At 72.1% G+C, this 15580-nt stretch carries 16 protein-coding genes and 1 tRNA gene; 8 read left to right on the top strand and 9 right to left on the bottom strand.

The window, feature by feature from the left end; genetic code table 11:
• The first annotated feature begins 9 nt into the window (after positions 1 to 9).
• The 6 genes from ACZ6TU_RS18595 to ACZ6TU_RS18570 all read left to right on the top strand — a co-directional run bounded on the left by ACZ6TU_RS18595 (position 10) and on the right by ACZ6TU_RS18570 (position 3853).
• Complete coding sequence (locus ACZ6TU_RS18595) at positions 10 to 1203, top strand: glycine C-acetyltransferase (protein WP_467670708.1); 1194 nt, start codon at positions 10 to 12, stop codon at positions 1201 to 1203.
• A 31-nt stretch (positions 1204 to 1234) separates the two neighbouring features.
• A complete protein-coding gene (locus tag ACZ6TU_RS18590) occupies positions 1235 to 2137 on the top strand; it encodes a LysR family transcriptional regulator (RefSeq protein ID WP_469549607.1) in 903 nt (300 codons plus the stop codon).
• A 46-nt stretch (positions 2138 to 2183) separates the two neighbouring features.
• A complete protein-coding gene (locus ACZ6TU_RS18585) occupies positions 2184 to 2756 on the top strand; it encodes a helix-turn-helix domain-containing protein (RefSeq protein ID WP_467670712.1) in 573 nt (190 codons plus the stop codon).
• Entirely contained in the window at positions 2753 to 3286 is a 534-nt protein-coding gene (locus tag ACZ6TU_RS18580; protein ID WP_467670714.1) for a GNAT family N-acetyltransferase, read from the top strand. The genes ACZ6TU_RS18585 and ACZ6TU_RS18580 overlap by 4 nt, the downstream gene beginning before the upstream one ends.
• Before the next feature lie 30 nt (positions 3287 to 3316).
• A complete protein-coding gene (locus ACZ6TU_RS18575) occupies positions 3317 to 3676 on the top strand; it encodes an MmcQ/YjbR family DNA-binding protein (RefSeq protein ID WP_467670716.1) in 360 nt (119 codons plus the stop codon).
• Between the two features lie 103 nt (positions 3677 to 3779).
• Positions 3780 to 3853: transfer RNA gene (locus tag ACZ6TU_RS18570), tRNA-Pro, on the top strand.
• Positions 3854 to 3918: 65 nt separating this feature from the next.
• On the opposite strand, the gene ACZ6TU_RS18565 is transcribed toward ACZ6TU_RS18570, so the two are convergent.
• The 9 genes from ACZ6TU_RS18565 to ACZ6TU_RS18525 form a co-directional block, all read right to left on the bottom strand.
• Complete coding sequence (locus ACZ6TU_RS18565) at positions 3919 to 4926, bottom strand: MASE1 domain-containing protein (protein ID WP_469549603.1); 1008 nt, start codon at positions 4924 to 4926, stop codon at positions 3919 to 3921.
• A gap of 33 nt (positions 4927 to 4959) precedes the next feature.
• Entirely contained in the window at positions 4960 to 6348 is a 1389-nt protein-coding gene (locus ACZ6TU_RS18560; RefSeq protein ID WP_469549601.1) for a PP2C family protein-serine/threonine phosphatase, read from the bottom strand.
• Positions 6349 to 6560: 212 nt separating this feature from the next.
• The gene (locus ACZ6TU_RS18555; protein WP_469549598.1) at positions 6561 to 7562 is read right to left on the bottom strand and encodes a glycoside hydrolase family 43 protein; all 1002 of its coding nucleotides are present in this window, start codon (positions 7560 to 7562) and stop codon (positions 6561 to 6563) included.
• Between the two features lie 31 nt (positions 7563 to 7593).
• The gene (locus ACZ6TU_RS18550) at positions 7594 to 8121 is read right to left on the bottom strand and encodes an NUDIX hydrolase family protein (RefSeq protein ID WP_467671484.1); all 528 of its coding nucleotides are present in this window, start codon (positions 8119 to 8121) and stop codon (positions 7594 to 7596) included.
• 84 nt (positions 8122 to 8205) lie between these two features.
• Positions 8206 to 9345 carry an amidohydrolase family protein gene (locus ACZ6TU_RS18545; protein ID WP_469549595.1) on the bottom strand — a complete coding sequence of 380 codons (1140 nt, stop codon included), beginning with the start codon at positions 9343 to 9345 and terminating at the stop codon, positions 8206 to 8208.
• 1 nt (position 9346) lies between these two features.
• A complete protein-coding gene (locus tag ACZ6TU_RS18540) occupies positions 9347 to 10750 on the bottom strand; it encodes a type I glutamate--ammonia ligase (protein ID WP_469549593.1) in 1404 nt (467 codons plus the stop codon).
• Between the two features lie 31 nt (positions 10751 to 10781).
• Positions 10782 to 11594, bottom strand: a complete 813-nt coding sequence (locus tag ACZ6TU_RS18535) for an SAM-dependent methyltransferase (RefSeq protein ID WP_467670728.1) — start codon at positions 11592 to 11594, stop codon at positions 10782 to 10784.
• Positions 11595 to 11728: 134 nt separating this feature from the next.
• Positions 11729 to 12553 carry a hypothetical protein gene (locus ACZ6TU_RS18530; RefSeq protein ID WP_469549590.1) on the bottom strand — a complete coding sequence of 275 codons (825 nt, stop codon included), beginning with the start codon at positions 12551 to 12553 and terminating at the stop codon, positions 11729 to 11731.
• 110 nt (positions 12554 to 12663) lie between these two features.
• Positions 12664 to 13413, bottom strand: coding sequence for a response regulator (locus ACZ6TU_RS18525; RefSeq protein WP_469549587.1), 750 nt, complete (start codon positions 13411 to 13413; stop codon positions 12664 to 12666).
• Between the two features lie 189 nt (positions 13414 to 13602).
• Here ACZ6TU_RS18525 and ACZ6TU_RS18520 point away from each other — a divergent pair, with 189 nt between their 5' ends.
• Together ACZ6TU_RS18520 and ACZ6TU_RS18515 are read left to right on the top strand one after the other, a co-directional pair.
• Positions 13603 to 14766, top strand: coding sequence for a sensor histidine kinase (locus ACZ6TU_RS18520; RefSeq protein WP_467670734.1), 1164 nt, complete (start codon positions 13603 to 13605; stop codon positions 14764 to 14766).
• Between the two features lie 148 nt (positions 14767 to 14914).
• Entirely contained in the window at positions 14915 to 15556 is a 642-nt protein-coding gene (locus ACZ6TU_RS18515) for a helix-turn-helix domain-containing protein (RefSeq protein ID WP_469549584.1), read from the top strand.
• Positions 15557 to 15580 lie beyond the last annotated feature (24 nt).

Genomic DNA, 15580 nt, shown 5'->3' with positions numbered 1-15580 from the left:
GAGCCCCTCATGTTCGACTCCGTGCGCGACGACCTGCGCGCCACCCTCGACGAGATCCGCGCCGCCGGCCTGCACAAGCCCGAGCGCGTGCTCGGCACCCCGCAGTCCGCCACCGTCAACGTCACCGCGGGCGGCCGCCCCGGCGAGGTCCTCAACTTCTGTGCCAACAACTACCTCGGCCTCGCCGACCACCCCGAGGTCGTCGCCGCCGCCCACGAGGCCCTGGACCGCTGGGGCTACGGCATGGCATCCGTCCGCTTCATCTGCGGCACGCAGGAGGTGCACAAGGAACTGGAGGCACGGCTGTCGGCGTTCCTCGGCCAGGAGGACACGATCCTGTACTCCTCCTGCTTCGACGCCAACGGCGGCGTGTTCGAGACGCTGCTCGGCCCGGAGGACGCGGTCATCTCCGACGCCCTCAACCACGCGTCGATCATCGACGGCATCCGGCTGTCCAAGGCCCGCCGCCTGCGGTACGCCAACCGTGACCTGGCCGAGCTGGAGGCCCGGCTGAAGGAGGCCTCCGACGCGCGCCGCCGGCTGATCGTCACCGACGGCGTCTTCTCCATGGACGGCTACGTCGCCCCGCTGCGGGAGATCTGCGACCTCGCCGACCGCTACGACGCGATGGTCATGGTCGACGACTCCCACGCCGTCGGCTTCGTCGGACCCGGCGGCCGGGGCACGCCCGAGCTGCACGGCGTCATGGACCGCGTCGACATCATCACCGGCACGCTCGGCAAGGCGCTCGGCGGTGCCTCGGGCGGATACGTCGCGGCACGCGCCGAGATCGTCGCCCTGCTGCGCCAGCGCTCCCGGCCGTACCTCTTCTCGAACACGCTCGCCCCGGTGATCGCGGCGGCCTCCCTGAAGGTGCTCGACCTGCTGGAGGCGGCGGACGGCCTGCGCGTCCGGCTCGCCGAGAACACGGCCCTCTTCCGCGGCCGCATGACCGAGGAGGGCTTCGACGTCCTCCCCGGTGACCACGCCATCGCCCCGGTGATGATCGGTGACGCGGCGGTCGCCGGGCGGATGGCGGAACTGCTGCTGGAGCGCGGCGTGTACGTGATCGGCTTCTCGTACCCGGTCGTGCCGCAGGGCCAGGCCCGGATCCGCGTCCAGCTGTCGGCCGCGCACTCGACGCAGGACGTCAACCGCGCGGTCGACGCCTTCGTGGCGGCACGGGCGGAGCTGGCCGGCTGAGAAACACCGGCGACCTGAGAGAATCGATCGCATGATCGAAGCGCGGCGGCTCCACATCCTCCGTGCGGTGGCCGACCATCGTACGGTGACGGCGGCGGCCGCCGCGCTGTACCTGACCCCGTCGGCCGTGTCCCAGCAGCTCGCCGCGCTGGAGCAGGAGACCGGGCACCGGCTCGTCGAGCGCGGCGCCAAGGGCGTACGCCTCACCCCCGCCGGCGAGATCCTGCTCAGCCACACCAACGCGGTCCTCGCGCAACTGGAGCGGGCCGAGGCCGAACTGGCCGCCTACAGCTCGGGAGCCGCCGGCACCGTCACGGTCGCCTCCTTCGCGACCGGCATCGCCCTGGTCGTCGCGCCCGCGGTGGCCCGCCTCGCCGAGTCGGCGCCCGGGATCCGCATCCGCGTCCAGGACGCCGAGGGCGACGCGAGCCTGCCGATGGTGCTGGACCGGCAGGTCGATGTCGCCGTCGCCGTCGAGTACCGGGGCGCCCCGGCCGCCGACGACCCACGACTGACCCACGTGCCGCTGTACGCCGAGCCCTTCGACGCGGTCGTGCCGGTCACCCATCGTCTGGCCGGGGCGGCGGAGGTCCCACTCGCCGAACTGGCCAAGGACCCGTGGATCGGCCCGTACCCCGGCAATCCCTGCCACGATGTGGTGGTCCTGGCCTGCGAGAACGCCGGCTTCCAGCCCTGCATGGAGCACTCCTCGGACGACTTCCGCGCGGTCGTCGCCCTCGCCTCCGCCGACGCGGGCGTCGCCCTCGTGCCGCGTTCGGCGCTGCGCGGTATGGACCTCGCCGGGGTGATCGTCCGCCCCGTCGACGGCACGGCTCCCACTCGGCGGGTCTTCGCCGCCGTACGCCGGGGAGCCGAGGAGCATCCCCTGATCCGCCCGGTGCTGGACGCGCTCGGGACGGCGGCCCAGGTGTGAGGACTCGTTAACACGGTCGTCCCATATTCGGGATAGCGTCCCGGATGTGAGAAGCGACGACACGGACCCGGTCGACACCCGGCTGGGCGCCCGACTGGCCGAGCTGCGGACCGAACACGGCTATTCTCTGGGTGAGTTGGCCGACCGAAGTGGAGTGAGCCGCTCCACCCTCTCCCGGGCAGAGCGGGCGGAGATCAGCCCCACGGCCTCGCTGCTGAACCGCCTGTGCGCCGTCTACGGGCGGACCATGTCCCAGTTGCTCAGCGAGGTCGAGGCCGAACCGGCGCCCGTGGTGCGCGCCGCCGACCAGCCCCTGTGGCAGGACCAGGCCTCCGGCTTCGTACGGCGGTCCGTGTCACCGCCGCACTCCGCCCTGCGCGGTGAGCTCGTCGAGGGCCGCCTCACCGCCGGCGCGGACATCGCGTACGACCGTCCGCCCGTGGTCGGTCTGGAGCAGCACATCTGGGTCCTGGAAGGGGCCCTCGACGTGACCGCGCAGGACAACGAACACCATCTGGGAGCCGGCGACTGTCTGCGCATGCGCGTGTGGGGCCCGACCCGGTTCCGGTGCGCCGCTCCCGAGGGCGTCCGGTATCTGCTGGCGGTGGTGCGGCCGTGATCGTCGACCGTCTGAACGAAGTCCAACTCGCCGAATATGCGGCAGGTTTGGCGGATCTGCTGGTCGACACCGTGAACGGCGGTGCCTCGGTCGGCTTCCTCGCCCTGCTCGACCGTGCCGAGGCTCTCGCCTGGTGGGAGGGACGGGCCGCCGACGTGGCAGCGGGACGGCTCGCCGTGTGGGCGGCGTACGACGGGGAACGGGTGCTGGGCACCGTGAGCCTGGCCTTCCCCGGCAAGCCGAACAGCCGTCACCGCGCCGAACTCGTCAAGCTGATGGTGCACCGGGACGCCCGGGGCCGTGGCCTCGGACGCAGGCTCCTGACCACGGCGGAGGGCGCTGCCGCCGGGGCCGGCGTCACCCTCCTGCACCTCGACACCGAGAGCGGCAGCCCCGCCGAGCAGTTGTACCGGTCCGCCGGCTGGACCGCGATCGGCGCGATCCCCGACTACGCGGCCAGCCCCGACGGGGAGTTGCGGCCGACGACGATCTACTACAAGCACGTACCGGCAACCGCTCTCACCAGGTGATTGTCAGTGGCAGCCGATACCGTGCCTGCCATGCCGGATGCCGAAGACGTAAGACGTATCGCTCTGTCCCTGCCGGACACGACGGAGAAGATCGCCTGGAGCATGCCCACGTTCCGGGTCGCGGGAAAGATGTTCGCCACGCTGCCGGAGGACGAGACGTCCATCGCCGTGCGCTGCCCCAAGGAGGAGCGGGACGAACTGGTGCTCGCCGAGCCGGGGAAGTTCTGGATCGCCGACCACGAGGCGCAGTTCGCCTGGGTGCGGGCCCGGCTCGCCGCTCTCGAGGGCGAGGGCGAGCTGCGGGACATCCTCGCCGACTCCTGGCGCCAGGCGGCCCCGACCCGGCTCCTGGAGGCGCATCCCCGGCTGGGTCTGCCGGCAGCGGACTGAGTAGGGGTGGGCCCCCGGAAACGGATGCGCGATCACCGACGGGAGTGCGGTATTGTTGCTCTGCGCGTTCGACCGAGGGGAAATCCCCAGGTCAGACGGGCAACGGGACGTGGCGCAGCTTGGTAGCGCACTTGACTGGGGGTCAAGGGGTCGCAGGTTCAAATCCTGTCGTCCCGACAGAGTGTCCGGGGTGTCACCCCGGTTCAGGGCCTTGTTCCACTTCGGTGGGACGGGGCCCTTGGTCATTTCGGGGCCGTATCCCTCTCCGCTTGCTCTCCCGCACCCGTGGGGAACGTCGGACGGCGATCACTGGCGGCGATTCTGGTGACCATCGCGGCGAGCTGTCCGCACGCCAGCGTGATCTCCTTCTCGGCCTGGGCGCGTTCACTGACAGCCGCTCCGACCAGGAGGGCGGTCAGTGAGGCGGAACCGTTGAACGCCTGCAGGGTGATCATGTTGGTGAACAGATCGTGAGCGGTGAACGGACCCGTCTTCTGGCCGGCCGCGATGATCGCGAAGGTCGACACGGCGAGGGCGCAGGGCGCGGCCCCGGCCAACTGGAAGCGGAAGGCCGCCCAGATCAGCAGCGGGAAACCGAGGAACAGCAGAGGCGTGCTACTGGTCTCGACGAAACCGACGCAGACCGTGACGGCCAGGAGGAAAACCCCCTCCACCCATCGGGACAGCGGAGCGCCCCTGGGCAGGCGGGCCGAGCGGAGCACCAGCAGGACCGGTGTCACCACCAGGACGCCCATCGCGTCGCCGGTCCACCAGACCGACCACGTCGGCCAGAAGTCGCCGATGTCCAGCACACCGGTGAGGACCAGCGTCCCACTGCCCATCGTGGCGCTGACCAGCATGCCGGTGAAGGCGCCGAGAAAGATCAGTGCGAGGGCGTCCCGCAGACGGTTCATCTCCCGCCGGAACCCGGTACGGCGGAGCAACGCGTACGAGCAGAGAGGTGCGAGCGTGTTGCCCGACGCGATCGCGAGTACGGCCAGGAGCGAGGGCCCCAGCGAGATGTTCACCAGGAACGCGCCGAGAGCGATCCCGGGCCAGACCCGCGGGCCGCGCAGGAGCAGGCTGGCCAGCGCGATACCGCTCGGCGGCCACAAGGGGGTGACCTGGCCACGCACCAGATGCTGGAGCAGTCCGATCTCGGCCGAGCCGTAGTACAGCGCGGCCACGACGCAGATCTCCAGGGCGGCCGAGCCTCCGCGCCGGAGCCAGGCATGCCGCGCGACAGTCATCGGGGACCTCCGCATCGACATCCATCCCGACCATCATCCGCCGGATCCGCCGGAACCTCCACGCGACCGTCGAGCTGGGTGTTCTGCCCGGGCGGGCGGCATGCGCAGGGCGAGGACGGCCATGTCGTCGTGACCGTCGCTCGGGTGCTGATCTGCCAGTGCCCGCACCAGCTCGTCCAGGGGCAGAGCCGCGTGGACGGTGGCGAGATCGGCGAGTTCGTTCAGGCTCTTGTCGATGCAGTGGGCAGGATGTTCGATCAGCCCGTCGGTGAAGAAGACCAGTGTGGCGCCCGGGGAGAGGAATCGGGAGTGGTCGGGGCGGGGTTCCTCGAGGTCGACCCCGAGCGGCAGCCCGGGCTCGGCTGAGAGGTATTCCGCTCGTCCTTCAGGGGGGAGCAGCAGGGGCGGGACGTGGCCCGCGGTGCTCCAGTGGATGCGCCAGCCCGGCCCCTCGGGTTCGATGCGGGCCAGGGCGGTGGTGGTGACGGGGTTGGTCGTGATGGCCTGGAGCGTGCGGTCGAGCCGGGCGAGGACCGCGCCGGGCGTACTGCCCCGGTCGAACAGCAGAGCGCGCAGCATGTTGCGCGTCGAGGCCATGGCGGCCGCGGCTTCCAGGTCGTGGCCGACCACGTCACCGATGACGACCGCCACGACGTCGCCGGGGAGGGGAATCGCGTCGTACCAGTCCCCTCCGAGTCTGCTGGGCTCGGCGGCGGGCCGGTAGACGGCGGCGGCGGTGAAGGGTCGCAGGTCGGGCAGCGCGGGCAGGAGCAGCCGCTGGAACTGCTCGGCTCCGAGACGAACCTGTTCGAACAGGCGGACGTTCTCGATCGCGATGCCGGCGGCGCTGGCCAGGGCCGTGACGACGTTCTGGTCGTGGATGTCGAAGGGCTGTCCGTCGCGCCGCTCGGAGAGGTACAGGTCGCCGTAGATCGCGCCGCGGACGCTGATGGCGACCCCGAGCAGCGTATGCATGTGCGGATGGTGGGGCGGGAAGCCGGCCGAGGACGGATGGGCAGGGATGTCGTCGATCCGCAGGGGCTCGGGGTGGCTGATGAGATGACCGAGGACACCCAGTCCGCGAGGCAGATCGGTACCGGCCAGTTCGGCGCGTTCCTGCTCGGAAAGCCCGGCCGTGATGAACTCCTCCAAGTGCTCTCCCGACTCGTTGAGCACGCCCAGTGCCCCGTAGCGGGCGCCGACCAGGTCCATGGCGGTGGTCACGATGCGGCGCAGCACAGCGGTCAGCTCCACCTCCCGGGTGATGGCCACCACCGCGTCCAGCAGGCCCTGCATCCGGTCCATGGCATCCAGCAGGGCGCGCAGCTGCTCGTCGATCCGGCTCAGCTCGCTCCGCAGGCGCAGGTGCAGATCGGGCAGCTGCGGCTGCCTCGGATGCTGCCCTTGCCGCTCTCCTGCCATCACGAGCGCCTCTTGCCCGGTCTCATGTCACCTTCGGGTGGCAGCTGTCGCGGCGTCCACCCCGGCGGGGCGCCGGCCGGCGGATGTCGACACGGCATGCCTTCTCACCTGGTACAGCTTAGTGCCGGGCCGTGTCGGAGCGATCCGACGCGGCCTCGTGGTGATCACGCCGGGCTGGATCCACCGCCGCTCGGTGCAGGAGAAAAGGCCGGTCAGCCGCCCCCGTCCAGGTCGTCGCGCCGGCGCAGCACACCCAGCTCGTGACCGCGGAACTCCATCTCGTACAGCTTCCCGCGTGCGTTCTCGAATGGCCGGTGGAGGATCATCATCAGGTGACCCTCGAAGGTGCGGAACAGCATGCCGTGGCCGCTGTCGTCGCGGACCAGCGGGCGACGCTGCTGCCACGGGCCCTGGATGTCCCCGGATCTCGACACGGCGTACGTCTGCACGTAGCCGCCGCTGACGGTGCCGTCCTGGCCGGCCGTGTTCTTCTCGTAGGTCGACCACAGCATGAGCAGGGAACCGTCAGGGGTGCGGTACAGCTGGGGGCCGTCGGTGATGTAGGGCGGCAGCTGGTGCGGTACGCCCGCGGGGATCTGCTCGGCGGTCCAGGGCGCGTCCGAGGCCTTGAAGAGGTAGACCGGGTCGCCGGCCGTCCGGGACAGGTCGGGAGCCAGCCGGATCGCCTCCATCGTTCCGTCGATCGTCTGGAGCCACTCGTGCGCGTACACCATCCAGGGCTGCCCGGACGGGTCGACGTACAAGGTGCCGTCGAGGGTCATGAGGTGCTCGGGCGGGACGGGGCGTGCCGGGTCGAGCACGGTGAACGGGCCGAGCAGTGAGTCGGAGACGGCCGTGACCGTGCCGCGCATATGGGTCGGGGTCCGGAACGGGAGACCCCACTGGTTGGGCGGTGGGACCGGGAGCGGTCGGTCCTCGTTGTGCAGCGTGGTGAAGAGGTAGTACCGGCCGTCCCAGGCGTGCACCTCCGGCGCCCACGCGCCGTCCGTCGCCCAGATGCCCTCCTGCTCGGCGGTCAGGAACACCACGACGGGGCGCGTCCAGTCGCGCAGGTCGTGGCTGCGGTAGACCATCGTGCCGGTGCCGTCCACGCCCGACACGGAGGGGTCGTTGGACGTGTAGAGGTGGTAGGTGCGCGTCGGTTCGTCGGCGACGACGAACGGGTCGTGCAGCGGCATGTCGGGAAGCCTCATCAGCTCACCCCTCGGTGCTGGCCCGCACCCGTCAGATCACGCAGCCCGCATGGGCCAGCGCCTGCTTGAGCAGCACTCCGTGGCCGCCCGGCATCTCGCTCTGCACCGCCTCCGAGACGGCCTCCTGCGGGCTGAACCACACCAGGTCGAGGGCGTCCTGCCGGGGCCGGCAGTCGCCCGTCACCGGCACGATGTAGGCGAGGGACACCGCGTGCTGACGTGGGTCGTGGTACGGCGTGATGCCCTGCGTCGGGAAGTACTCCGCGACCGTGAACGGCTGGAGCGATGCCGGGACGCGGGGCAGCGCGACCGGGCCGAGGTCCTTCTCCAGGTGGCGCAGGAGGGCGTCGCGGACGCGTTCGTGGTGCAGCACGCGGCCGGAGACCAGCGTCCGGCTGACCGTTCCGTCGGGCCCGATGCGCAGCAGCACACCGACACTGGTGACTTCGCCGCTGTCGTCGACGCGGACCGGGACGGCCTCGACGTACAGGATCGGCATGCGGGCGCGTGTCATCTCCAGTTCGTCGGAGGACAGCCAGCCGGGCGTGGTTTCGGTCATGTCAGACATTGCTTGATCATACTTTCAGCCGTTCGGACTTCCTGGGTAGCCGCTCGGGAGGAACTGTGACCGGCTACACGTTGTTCAACCCCCTCCCGGCGAGTCGTCCGGGAGACGGTAGACCCGCCGGGCATTGTCCCGGCCCGCCCACCGGGCGATCCGCAGCGCGTCCGGCAGGGACAGCTCGTCGGCGTCCACCCGCTCCTGGAGCAGTTCCGCCAGGCCCTGCCGGAAGGCGAGCGCCCCGAGGTGGAAGAACTCGGGCACACCGTAGGCGTCGGAGCTGTACAGCAGTTTGCGGAACGGTGTGATCTCCAGGGCCTCCGCCAGGACCGCGCCGGCCCGGGCGGGGCCGACGTGGTGGAGGGTGAGGCCGACGTCGAGATGGACCTTCTCGAAGACCGCCGCGAGGTACGCGGCCTGCCGCTGGTAGGGCCAGCAGTGCAGCAGCAGGACCGGGATCGTCCCGGCGGTCAGGTGCAGCCAGTCCGTGAGGCGGGCCGGGTCGGCCCGGTGCAGCCGGATGTCGTTGTCGCCGAACCCGGTGTGCAGCTGGAGCGGCAGGCCGAGGTCGACGGCGGTCCACAGCAGGTGCCGTACGAGGACCGGGTCGTCCAGGCGGCCGCCGCGGGCTGTCCAGTGCCGGGCGGCGGCGGTGACCTCCGCGTCCGAGGGGCGGTCCGGGGCCAGATCGAAGCCGGTGCGGTAGGCCGCCACCGACTTCACGGCCACCACGCCGGGCCGCCGTACGGCGTCCAGTGCCGCCGCTCGGAAAGCGTCGGCGTAGGCGTCCGGCTCGACCCCCGCGGCCCGCACCGACTCGGAGACGCTCTCCAGCCGCACGACCTCGTACGCGGCCCCGCCCGCGGCCTCGGCGACCTCGCGCGGGGTGGTGAGCCGGTCGGGGGCGTAACCGGTGTCGACGCAGAAGACGTCCGTGCCCGAGGCGCGCAGGAAACGCCGCTGCACCTCGTGCCGTCCGAGCTCCGAGCGCCGGGCGAGGTACTGCTCGACGGGAGCGTGCCGCGGCAGGTCCAGCAGGGGAGCGCAGTGCCGGCGCACGGCCACGCCCACCGGGCTGTCGAAGGGCGAGACGCCCGGCCACGCGTCCCCCTCCGTGAGGAGCGGCTCGAATGCCTCCCGGTCGAGATCGGCGGCCACCGTGCCGTGGCAGTGGTGGTCGACCAGGCTCAGCGCGTCGAGTGCTTCGCGGACCGCGCCCACGTCAGTACTTCCACCGGTACGCCGCAGCCACCTGGTCGTCGTCGAGACCGGCGACGGACGCCAGCTCTCCCCGCCGTACGGCGATCACCGCGTCCACCAGGACGGGACCGAGGGCGGACCGCAGCACGTCGTCCTCGCGGAACTCCTCGACGGCCTGCGCCAGCGAGACCGGCAGCCGCCGTACGCCCCGGGCCGCCGCCTCCTCCTCGCCCAGCCGCGCCGGGTCCCCGGTGGTCTCCTCGGGCAGGGCGGCGGACGAGGCCAGGCCGTCCAGCCCGGCGGCGATCAGGGAGCCGATCGCGAGATAGGGGTTGGCGGCCAGGTCGACGGGCTTGACCTCGAGGTTCGCCGCCTGGTCGCGCAGCCCGGTGGTGCCGGTGACGACACGCAGGGCGGTCTCCCGGGTCTCGCGGCCCCAGGCGGTGAACACCCCCGCCCACTGGGAGGGCCTGAGCCGCAGATAGCTGGCGGGGCTCGGCGCGGTCACGGCCGTGAGACCGGGCAGATGGGCGAGGACGCCGGCCGTGAACGACTCCGCCTCGGCCGTCATGCCGTACCGGCCCTCGCCCCCGGCGTGCAGATTGCCCCCGCCGCGCCAGGCGGAGAGATGGACGTGCCCGCCGTTGCCGACGCCCTGCCCCACGACGGCCGGGGCGAACGAGACGCGCAGCCCGTGCCGTTGGGCCACCGCGCGGACCGTCTGCCGCACCAGAACGCTGCGGTCGGCCGCCGCCACCGGGTCGACGGCACCGACCGAGATCTCGAACTGCCCGGCCGCGTACTCGGGATGGACCTGTTCCACGTCGAGGCCCTGGGCCGCGCACGCCGCCAGCAGATCGGCGGTGTAGTCACCGAGCTCGACCTGCCGCGCGGCGCCGTACGCCGGACCGCTCGTCGCGGGCACGAAGGCGTCGCCGGACGCGTCCCCGCGGGCCACGGTCCACTCGACCTCCACGGCCGCCTTGAACGTCAGGCCGTGCCGCTCGGCCGACTCGGTGACGACGCGGCGCAGGAACGTGCGCCCGCAGCCGGGATGCCGCTCCCCGTCCTGAGTGACCCGGTCGACCGGCGCCCACGCCCAGCCGGGCTGCCCGGCCAGCACCACGAGCTGGTCGAGGTCCGGGTAGAGGCGCAGATCGCCGTCGGGGGAGCCGAGCACGTCGGTGGTGACGACGGAATCGTTCGCCAGGAACGTGTCGAACACCGGGGACATGCCGATGCCCCAGGCCGCGGCGGAGGCGAGCCGGGCCGTCGGGACGGTCTTCACCCTGCCGATGCCCGCGGTGTCGACGTAGGACAGCACGACGCCGTGCACACCCCGCCCGGACAGCTCGCCGCTCAGCGCGGTGGCCCGCTCGACATCGCCGGGACGCCCGCCGGGCACGGGGTCGGCCAGGGTCGTCATACGTCCTCCTCGACGGGATGGGCGCCGGGCGTCAGGCCTTCACGGCCACCGCGCCGTACTGCGGTACCAGCACGGCCGAGCCGGCGTCGGCGCGCCACTGCCCGCAGGACACCATGCCCGGCTCGAGCAGCTCCAGACCGTCGAGGAACGCGGCGATGTCCGCGCCGCTGCGGGCGGTGATCGGGGGAGTGGCGTTCTCGTTCCAGAACTTCATGGCCGGGATCTGCCCCGCGCCGCCGAGCTCGTCGTCGAAGGTCGGGTGGGTGAGGACCAGGAAGCTGCCGGAGGGGACCGCGGCCATCACGCGGCGCACGATGTCCCGGGCCTTCTCCGTGTCCAGGACGAAGTTCAGGATGCCCAGCATCATGACGGCGACGGGCCGGGCGAAGTCGAGGGTGTGCCCGGCCCGTTCGAGGATGGCGTCCGGGTCGTGCACGTCGGCGTCGATGTAGGCGGTGACGCCGTCGGGGGTGCCGGTCAGCAGGGTGCGGGCGTGCGCCAGCACGATCGGGTCGTTGTCGACGTAGACGATCCGTGAGCCGGGCGCGAGCCGCTGGGCGATCTCGTGGGTGTTGTCCGCCGTCGGCAGCCCCGTGCCGATGTCGAGGAACTGCCGCACTCCGCGCTCGCCGGCCAGGAACGACACGGACCGGCCCAGGAAGTCCCGGTCCGCTCGGGCGATGTCCCGGATGATCGGGAACATGCCGGCCACGTGCTCGCCGACCTGCTGGTCGACCTCGTAGTTGTCCTTGCCGCCGATCCAGTAGTTCCACACGCGCGCGTTGTGCGCCACACCGGTGTTCAGCCTCGCCGAGCCGCTCGACGGGGTGTGGCTCTCACTCACGTCTCTTCCTCTCCTCGCACGAGACCGATACCGGCCATCGCCGCCATTGTGCCGTTCCGGTGATCACGCTGTCCCGGGAATCGGCAGAGGCGGCAGGGCTGTCGGCGCGCGGCGGGGGAGAGCTGCGGACCGTGTTACTCGACCTCGCCGGGGTTCGGGGAGGGCGTCTTGCCGGCCAGCACGTCCTTCAGGCGCTGGGTGCCGAGCCGCGCCGCCTGCTCGACGGAGTCGTTCTCGCCCCCGGCGAGCCCGCCCGCCGTGACGGTGATCGCGTCGTCGCCGACGCGTACGGCGGCGACGTCCAGGGTCAGCGTGGCCTCCGTGCCGCCGGTCCTGCCCCGCACCGTCACGCGCAGGCCCTCACGGGCGTCGCCCACGCCGGGCAGCGTGGTCTCCACGACCTGGACGGTGCGCTGTTCGCCGTCGTCGGTGACGGTGAACTGGTCGCACTTCTCCGGCAGGTTCGCCATCCAGTTCAAGGAGTCCCGCGGGTCGGTCCGTTCGTAGGAGGCGACCTGGTACAGCAGGCGCGAGTCGCTCTGCTCGAAGCCGCGCAGCTCGGACGCTCCGGACGGTCTGCCCAGCAGATCGTCGTCGAAGAGGGAGTCGAGCAGCCGCTGGCAGTCGGCGGCCTGGGCCTTGGCGGTGAGGAAGTCGGAGACGTCGACCGTGCCGAGGAGCAGGCTGTCGTGCCAGTTCTCGGCCTCCGCGTCCTTGACCTGGGTCCAGTCGTCCTCGATGTCCGCCTCGGTGATCAGCGCGGTCCGCGCGCCGGCCGTGGTGAGCGTGGCGGTGGGAGAGGGCGTCTGCCGCTTCCCGGCGACCTGTGACGCGGTGACGCCCGAGACCCGTGAACCGTCTTCGTCGCCGTGGTCCGAGCATGCGGCGGTGTTCAGCAGTGTGCCTGCAGCCAGGACGGGAAACAGGACGCGGCCGAGCCGGTACGGACGACGGGTCATCGGGAGTGCCTCCTGAGAACGTGACGCGTGTCCTCAGCGCACCACCGGCACCGACGGCCCACCACCGGCACCGGACCGTTCGGGTGAGCGTCGCCCAGGGCGCGAACGCCTCACGCTCCGGCTTGGGCGTGCCCGTTCTGCCAGGCCCAGGCCGCGATCTCGACCCGGTTCCGGGCGGCCAGCTTGAGCTGGACGCTGGACAGGTGCGTCTTGACCGTGGACAGGGAGACGTACAGTTCGGCCGCGATCTCGGCGTTGGTCCGGCCGAGGGCGACCAGGCGGACCACGTCCAGCTCGCGCTCGGTCAGCGGCTCCTGGAGCGGGGCCGAGGGGACCGGGGGCGCCGGCGGTGGCGCGGGTTCGGCGGCCGTCGGCGCGGTGACGTGCTTGAGGAGCCGGACCGTGACCGACGGGGAGACGAGCGAGTCGCCCGCGGCGGCGGCCCGGACGGCCTCCGCGAGGAGGGTCGGCCCGGAGTCCTTGAGCAGGAAGCCGCAGGCGCCGCCGCGCAGCGCGCCGTACACGTACTCGTCGAGGTCGAAGGTGGTGACGACGACGACCCGCAAGGGGTCGGCGACCTCCGGTCCGGCCAGCAGCCGGGTCGCCTCCAGCCCGTCCAGCTTCGGCATCCGAATGTCCAGCAGACACACGTCCGGCCGCTCGCGGCGGGCCATTGCCACGGCCTCCTCGCCGTCGCGGGCCTCGGCGACCACGGTGATGTCCGGCTGGGCGTCGAGGAAGAACCGGAACCCGGTGCGGATCATGTCCTGGTCGTCCGCGATGAGCACCCGGATGGGAGCGCCGCGGCGGGCGGCGGCGCCGGGCTCGCCGGCCGGGCCGGGTGGGACGGGGGTCGTCATGGGTCGATCATGCCTCAGGGCTGGGACGGGGCTGGGACAGGGCAGGGGCGTCAGCGTATGTGATGGATGTGGCTCCACCCTCACCCGCGGACCCGGACCCGCGCCTCCGCCGAACGGCCAGGTCCGGGCGCCGGCCCTCGGCCGTTCGGCCGATCCGGCCACCCAGGGGCCTCGCTTACCGTGATCCGCATGAGATCCACCTCTCCCCGGGGCTGCGTGCGGGGCTTCGGCGTCGGCTTCCTGCTGGCCGCCTCGCTCTACGACCTGCTCATCGCGGACGGCCTCGGCAACGCCTTCTGGCCGTCGGTGACGGTGCTGGCCGTCGGACTCGCCGCCGTGCTGTGGCCGGTCGACCGGAGGCCGCCGTGGCTCACCCCGCCGCTGCGCACCGCCGTGCCCGCCGCGGTCTCCGCGCTCATCACGACGGGCGTGCTGCTGATGGACGGCGCGGGGGTGCCGTTCGGGCCGGGCGAGGTGTTGGTCCTGCTGAGCCTGCTGTTCATCGCCGTACGCCACTGCCCGTGGCCGTGGGCCCTGGTGTGCGCGGTGCTCGACGCGGTCGCCCTGCTCCTGCTGCCGGTGCGGTACTTCCGGTCGTTGCAGGAGGAGGTGCTGGCGTACGCCGTGTTGGGCCTGGTCCTGGTCGGGCTCACCGCCGGGCTCGCCGCGTACCTGCGCTCCCTGGACTACCGGCGCACCGTCACGGTCACCGAGACACGCCGCGCCGAACGCGTGGCCATCGCCGCCGACCTGCACGACTTCGTCGCGCACCACGTCACCGGGATCCTCGTGCAGACCCAGATGGCCCGCATGATGGCGGCCCGGCAGCCGCAGGACCTGGACCCCGTGCTGGCCGGTATCGAGCGCGCCGCGACCGAGGCGCTGGCGTCCATGCGGCGCACGGTGGGCGTGCTCCGGGACACCGGCCCGGAAGCCGCCGACCGCCGTCCCGTCGGCGACCTGGCCGCCGTCACGGACCTCGTCGAGAGCTTCGCGAGCCCGGTGCAGAGGGCCGTCCTGCACCGTGACCCGACCGTGTCCGACGGCTTGCCGCACGAGGTGCAGGCGGCGGCCTTCCGGGTCGTGCAGGAGGCGCTGACCAACGTACGGCGCCACGCGGGCGACGCCACGGAGGTCACCGTCTCCCTGGCCTGCCCCGGCGACCGGCTGGAGGTCACGGTGACGGACGACGGCCATGGCGGCACCCAGCTCCCGGAGGCCGCTCACGGCGGCGGCTTCGGCCTCGTCGGCCTGACGGAGCGCGTGACGGCGCTGGGCGGCGAACTGCACGCCGGACCGCGGGCGGGGGCGGGGTGGCAGGTGACGGCGACGTTCCCGGTGGGGAAGAGCTGAGGAAGCGCGGAGTGGCGGGCCCCGCGGGTGTTCGGCACGGGGGCCGGGCCCTTTGGCTCTGGAGTGGCACACCGCCGTCTCTGGCGCGGCACACCGCCCCGGCTGTTCAATGAAGCTGCACACACGCCGCTCGTGAGAGGAGCCGCCCGTGTCCCCCGCCGTCGTGCCGCCCGTCGGTGCGCGTATTCGGCAGGCGCGCCTGGAGCGCGGTACGAGCCTGCGCGCGCTCGCCCGGGAGGTCGGTGTGTCGGCCAGCCTCGTGTCGCAGATCGAGACCGGCAAGAGCCAGCCCTCCGTCAGCACGCTGTACGCGATCACGACGGCCCTGGGAATCTCCGTCGAGTCCCTCTTCGACGTCCGGGGGAGCGCCGGAGCGACTCCGCAGACGGCGGTCCCCGGCACCGTCCTGCCCGCCCTCGCCGCCTTCGCCGCCGACCCGGGGCGGCGGATCGGCCCGTTGGTCGGCGCGGGTGAGCGCGAGGCGCTGGAGCTGGACTCGGGCGTCGTATGGGAGCGTCTCGGCCGGGTGCCGGGCGCGGATGTCGACTTCCTGCTGGTGACCTACCGGCCCGGCGGCTCCTCCTCCGGCTCCGACGGCCTGATGCGGCACGCCGGCACCGAGTACGGCTATCTGACCTCCGGCGAACTGATCCTCACCCTCGGTTTCGACGAGTACACCGTGCGCCCGGGTGACGCCGTCTGCTTCGAGTCGACGACCCCCCACCGCTACCGCAACGATGGAGAGGTACCGGCAGTGGGCGTCTGGTTCGTCTCCGGCGATGTTCAGTGACACTTGACACCCATGACACCCGGG

The sequence above is a fragment of the Streptomyces sp. NPDC052064 genome (assembly GCF_055585925.1).
This window is presented reverse-complemented; position numbering and strand designations above follow the sequence as displayed.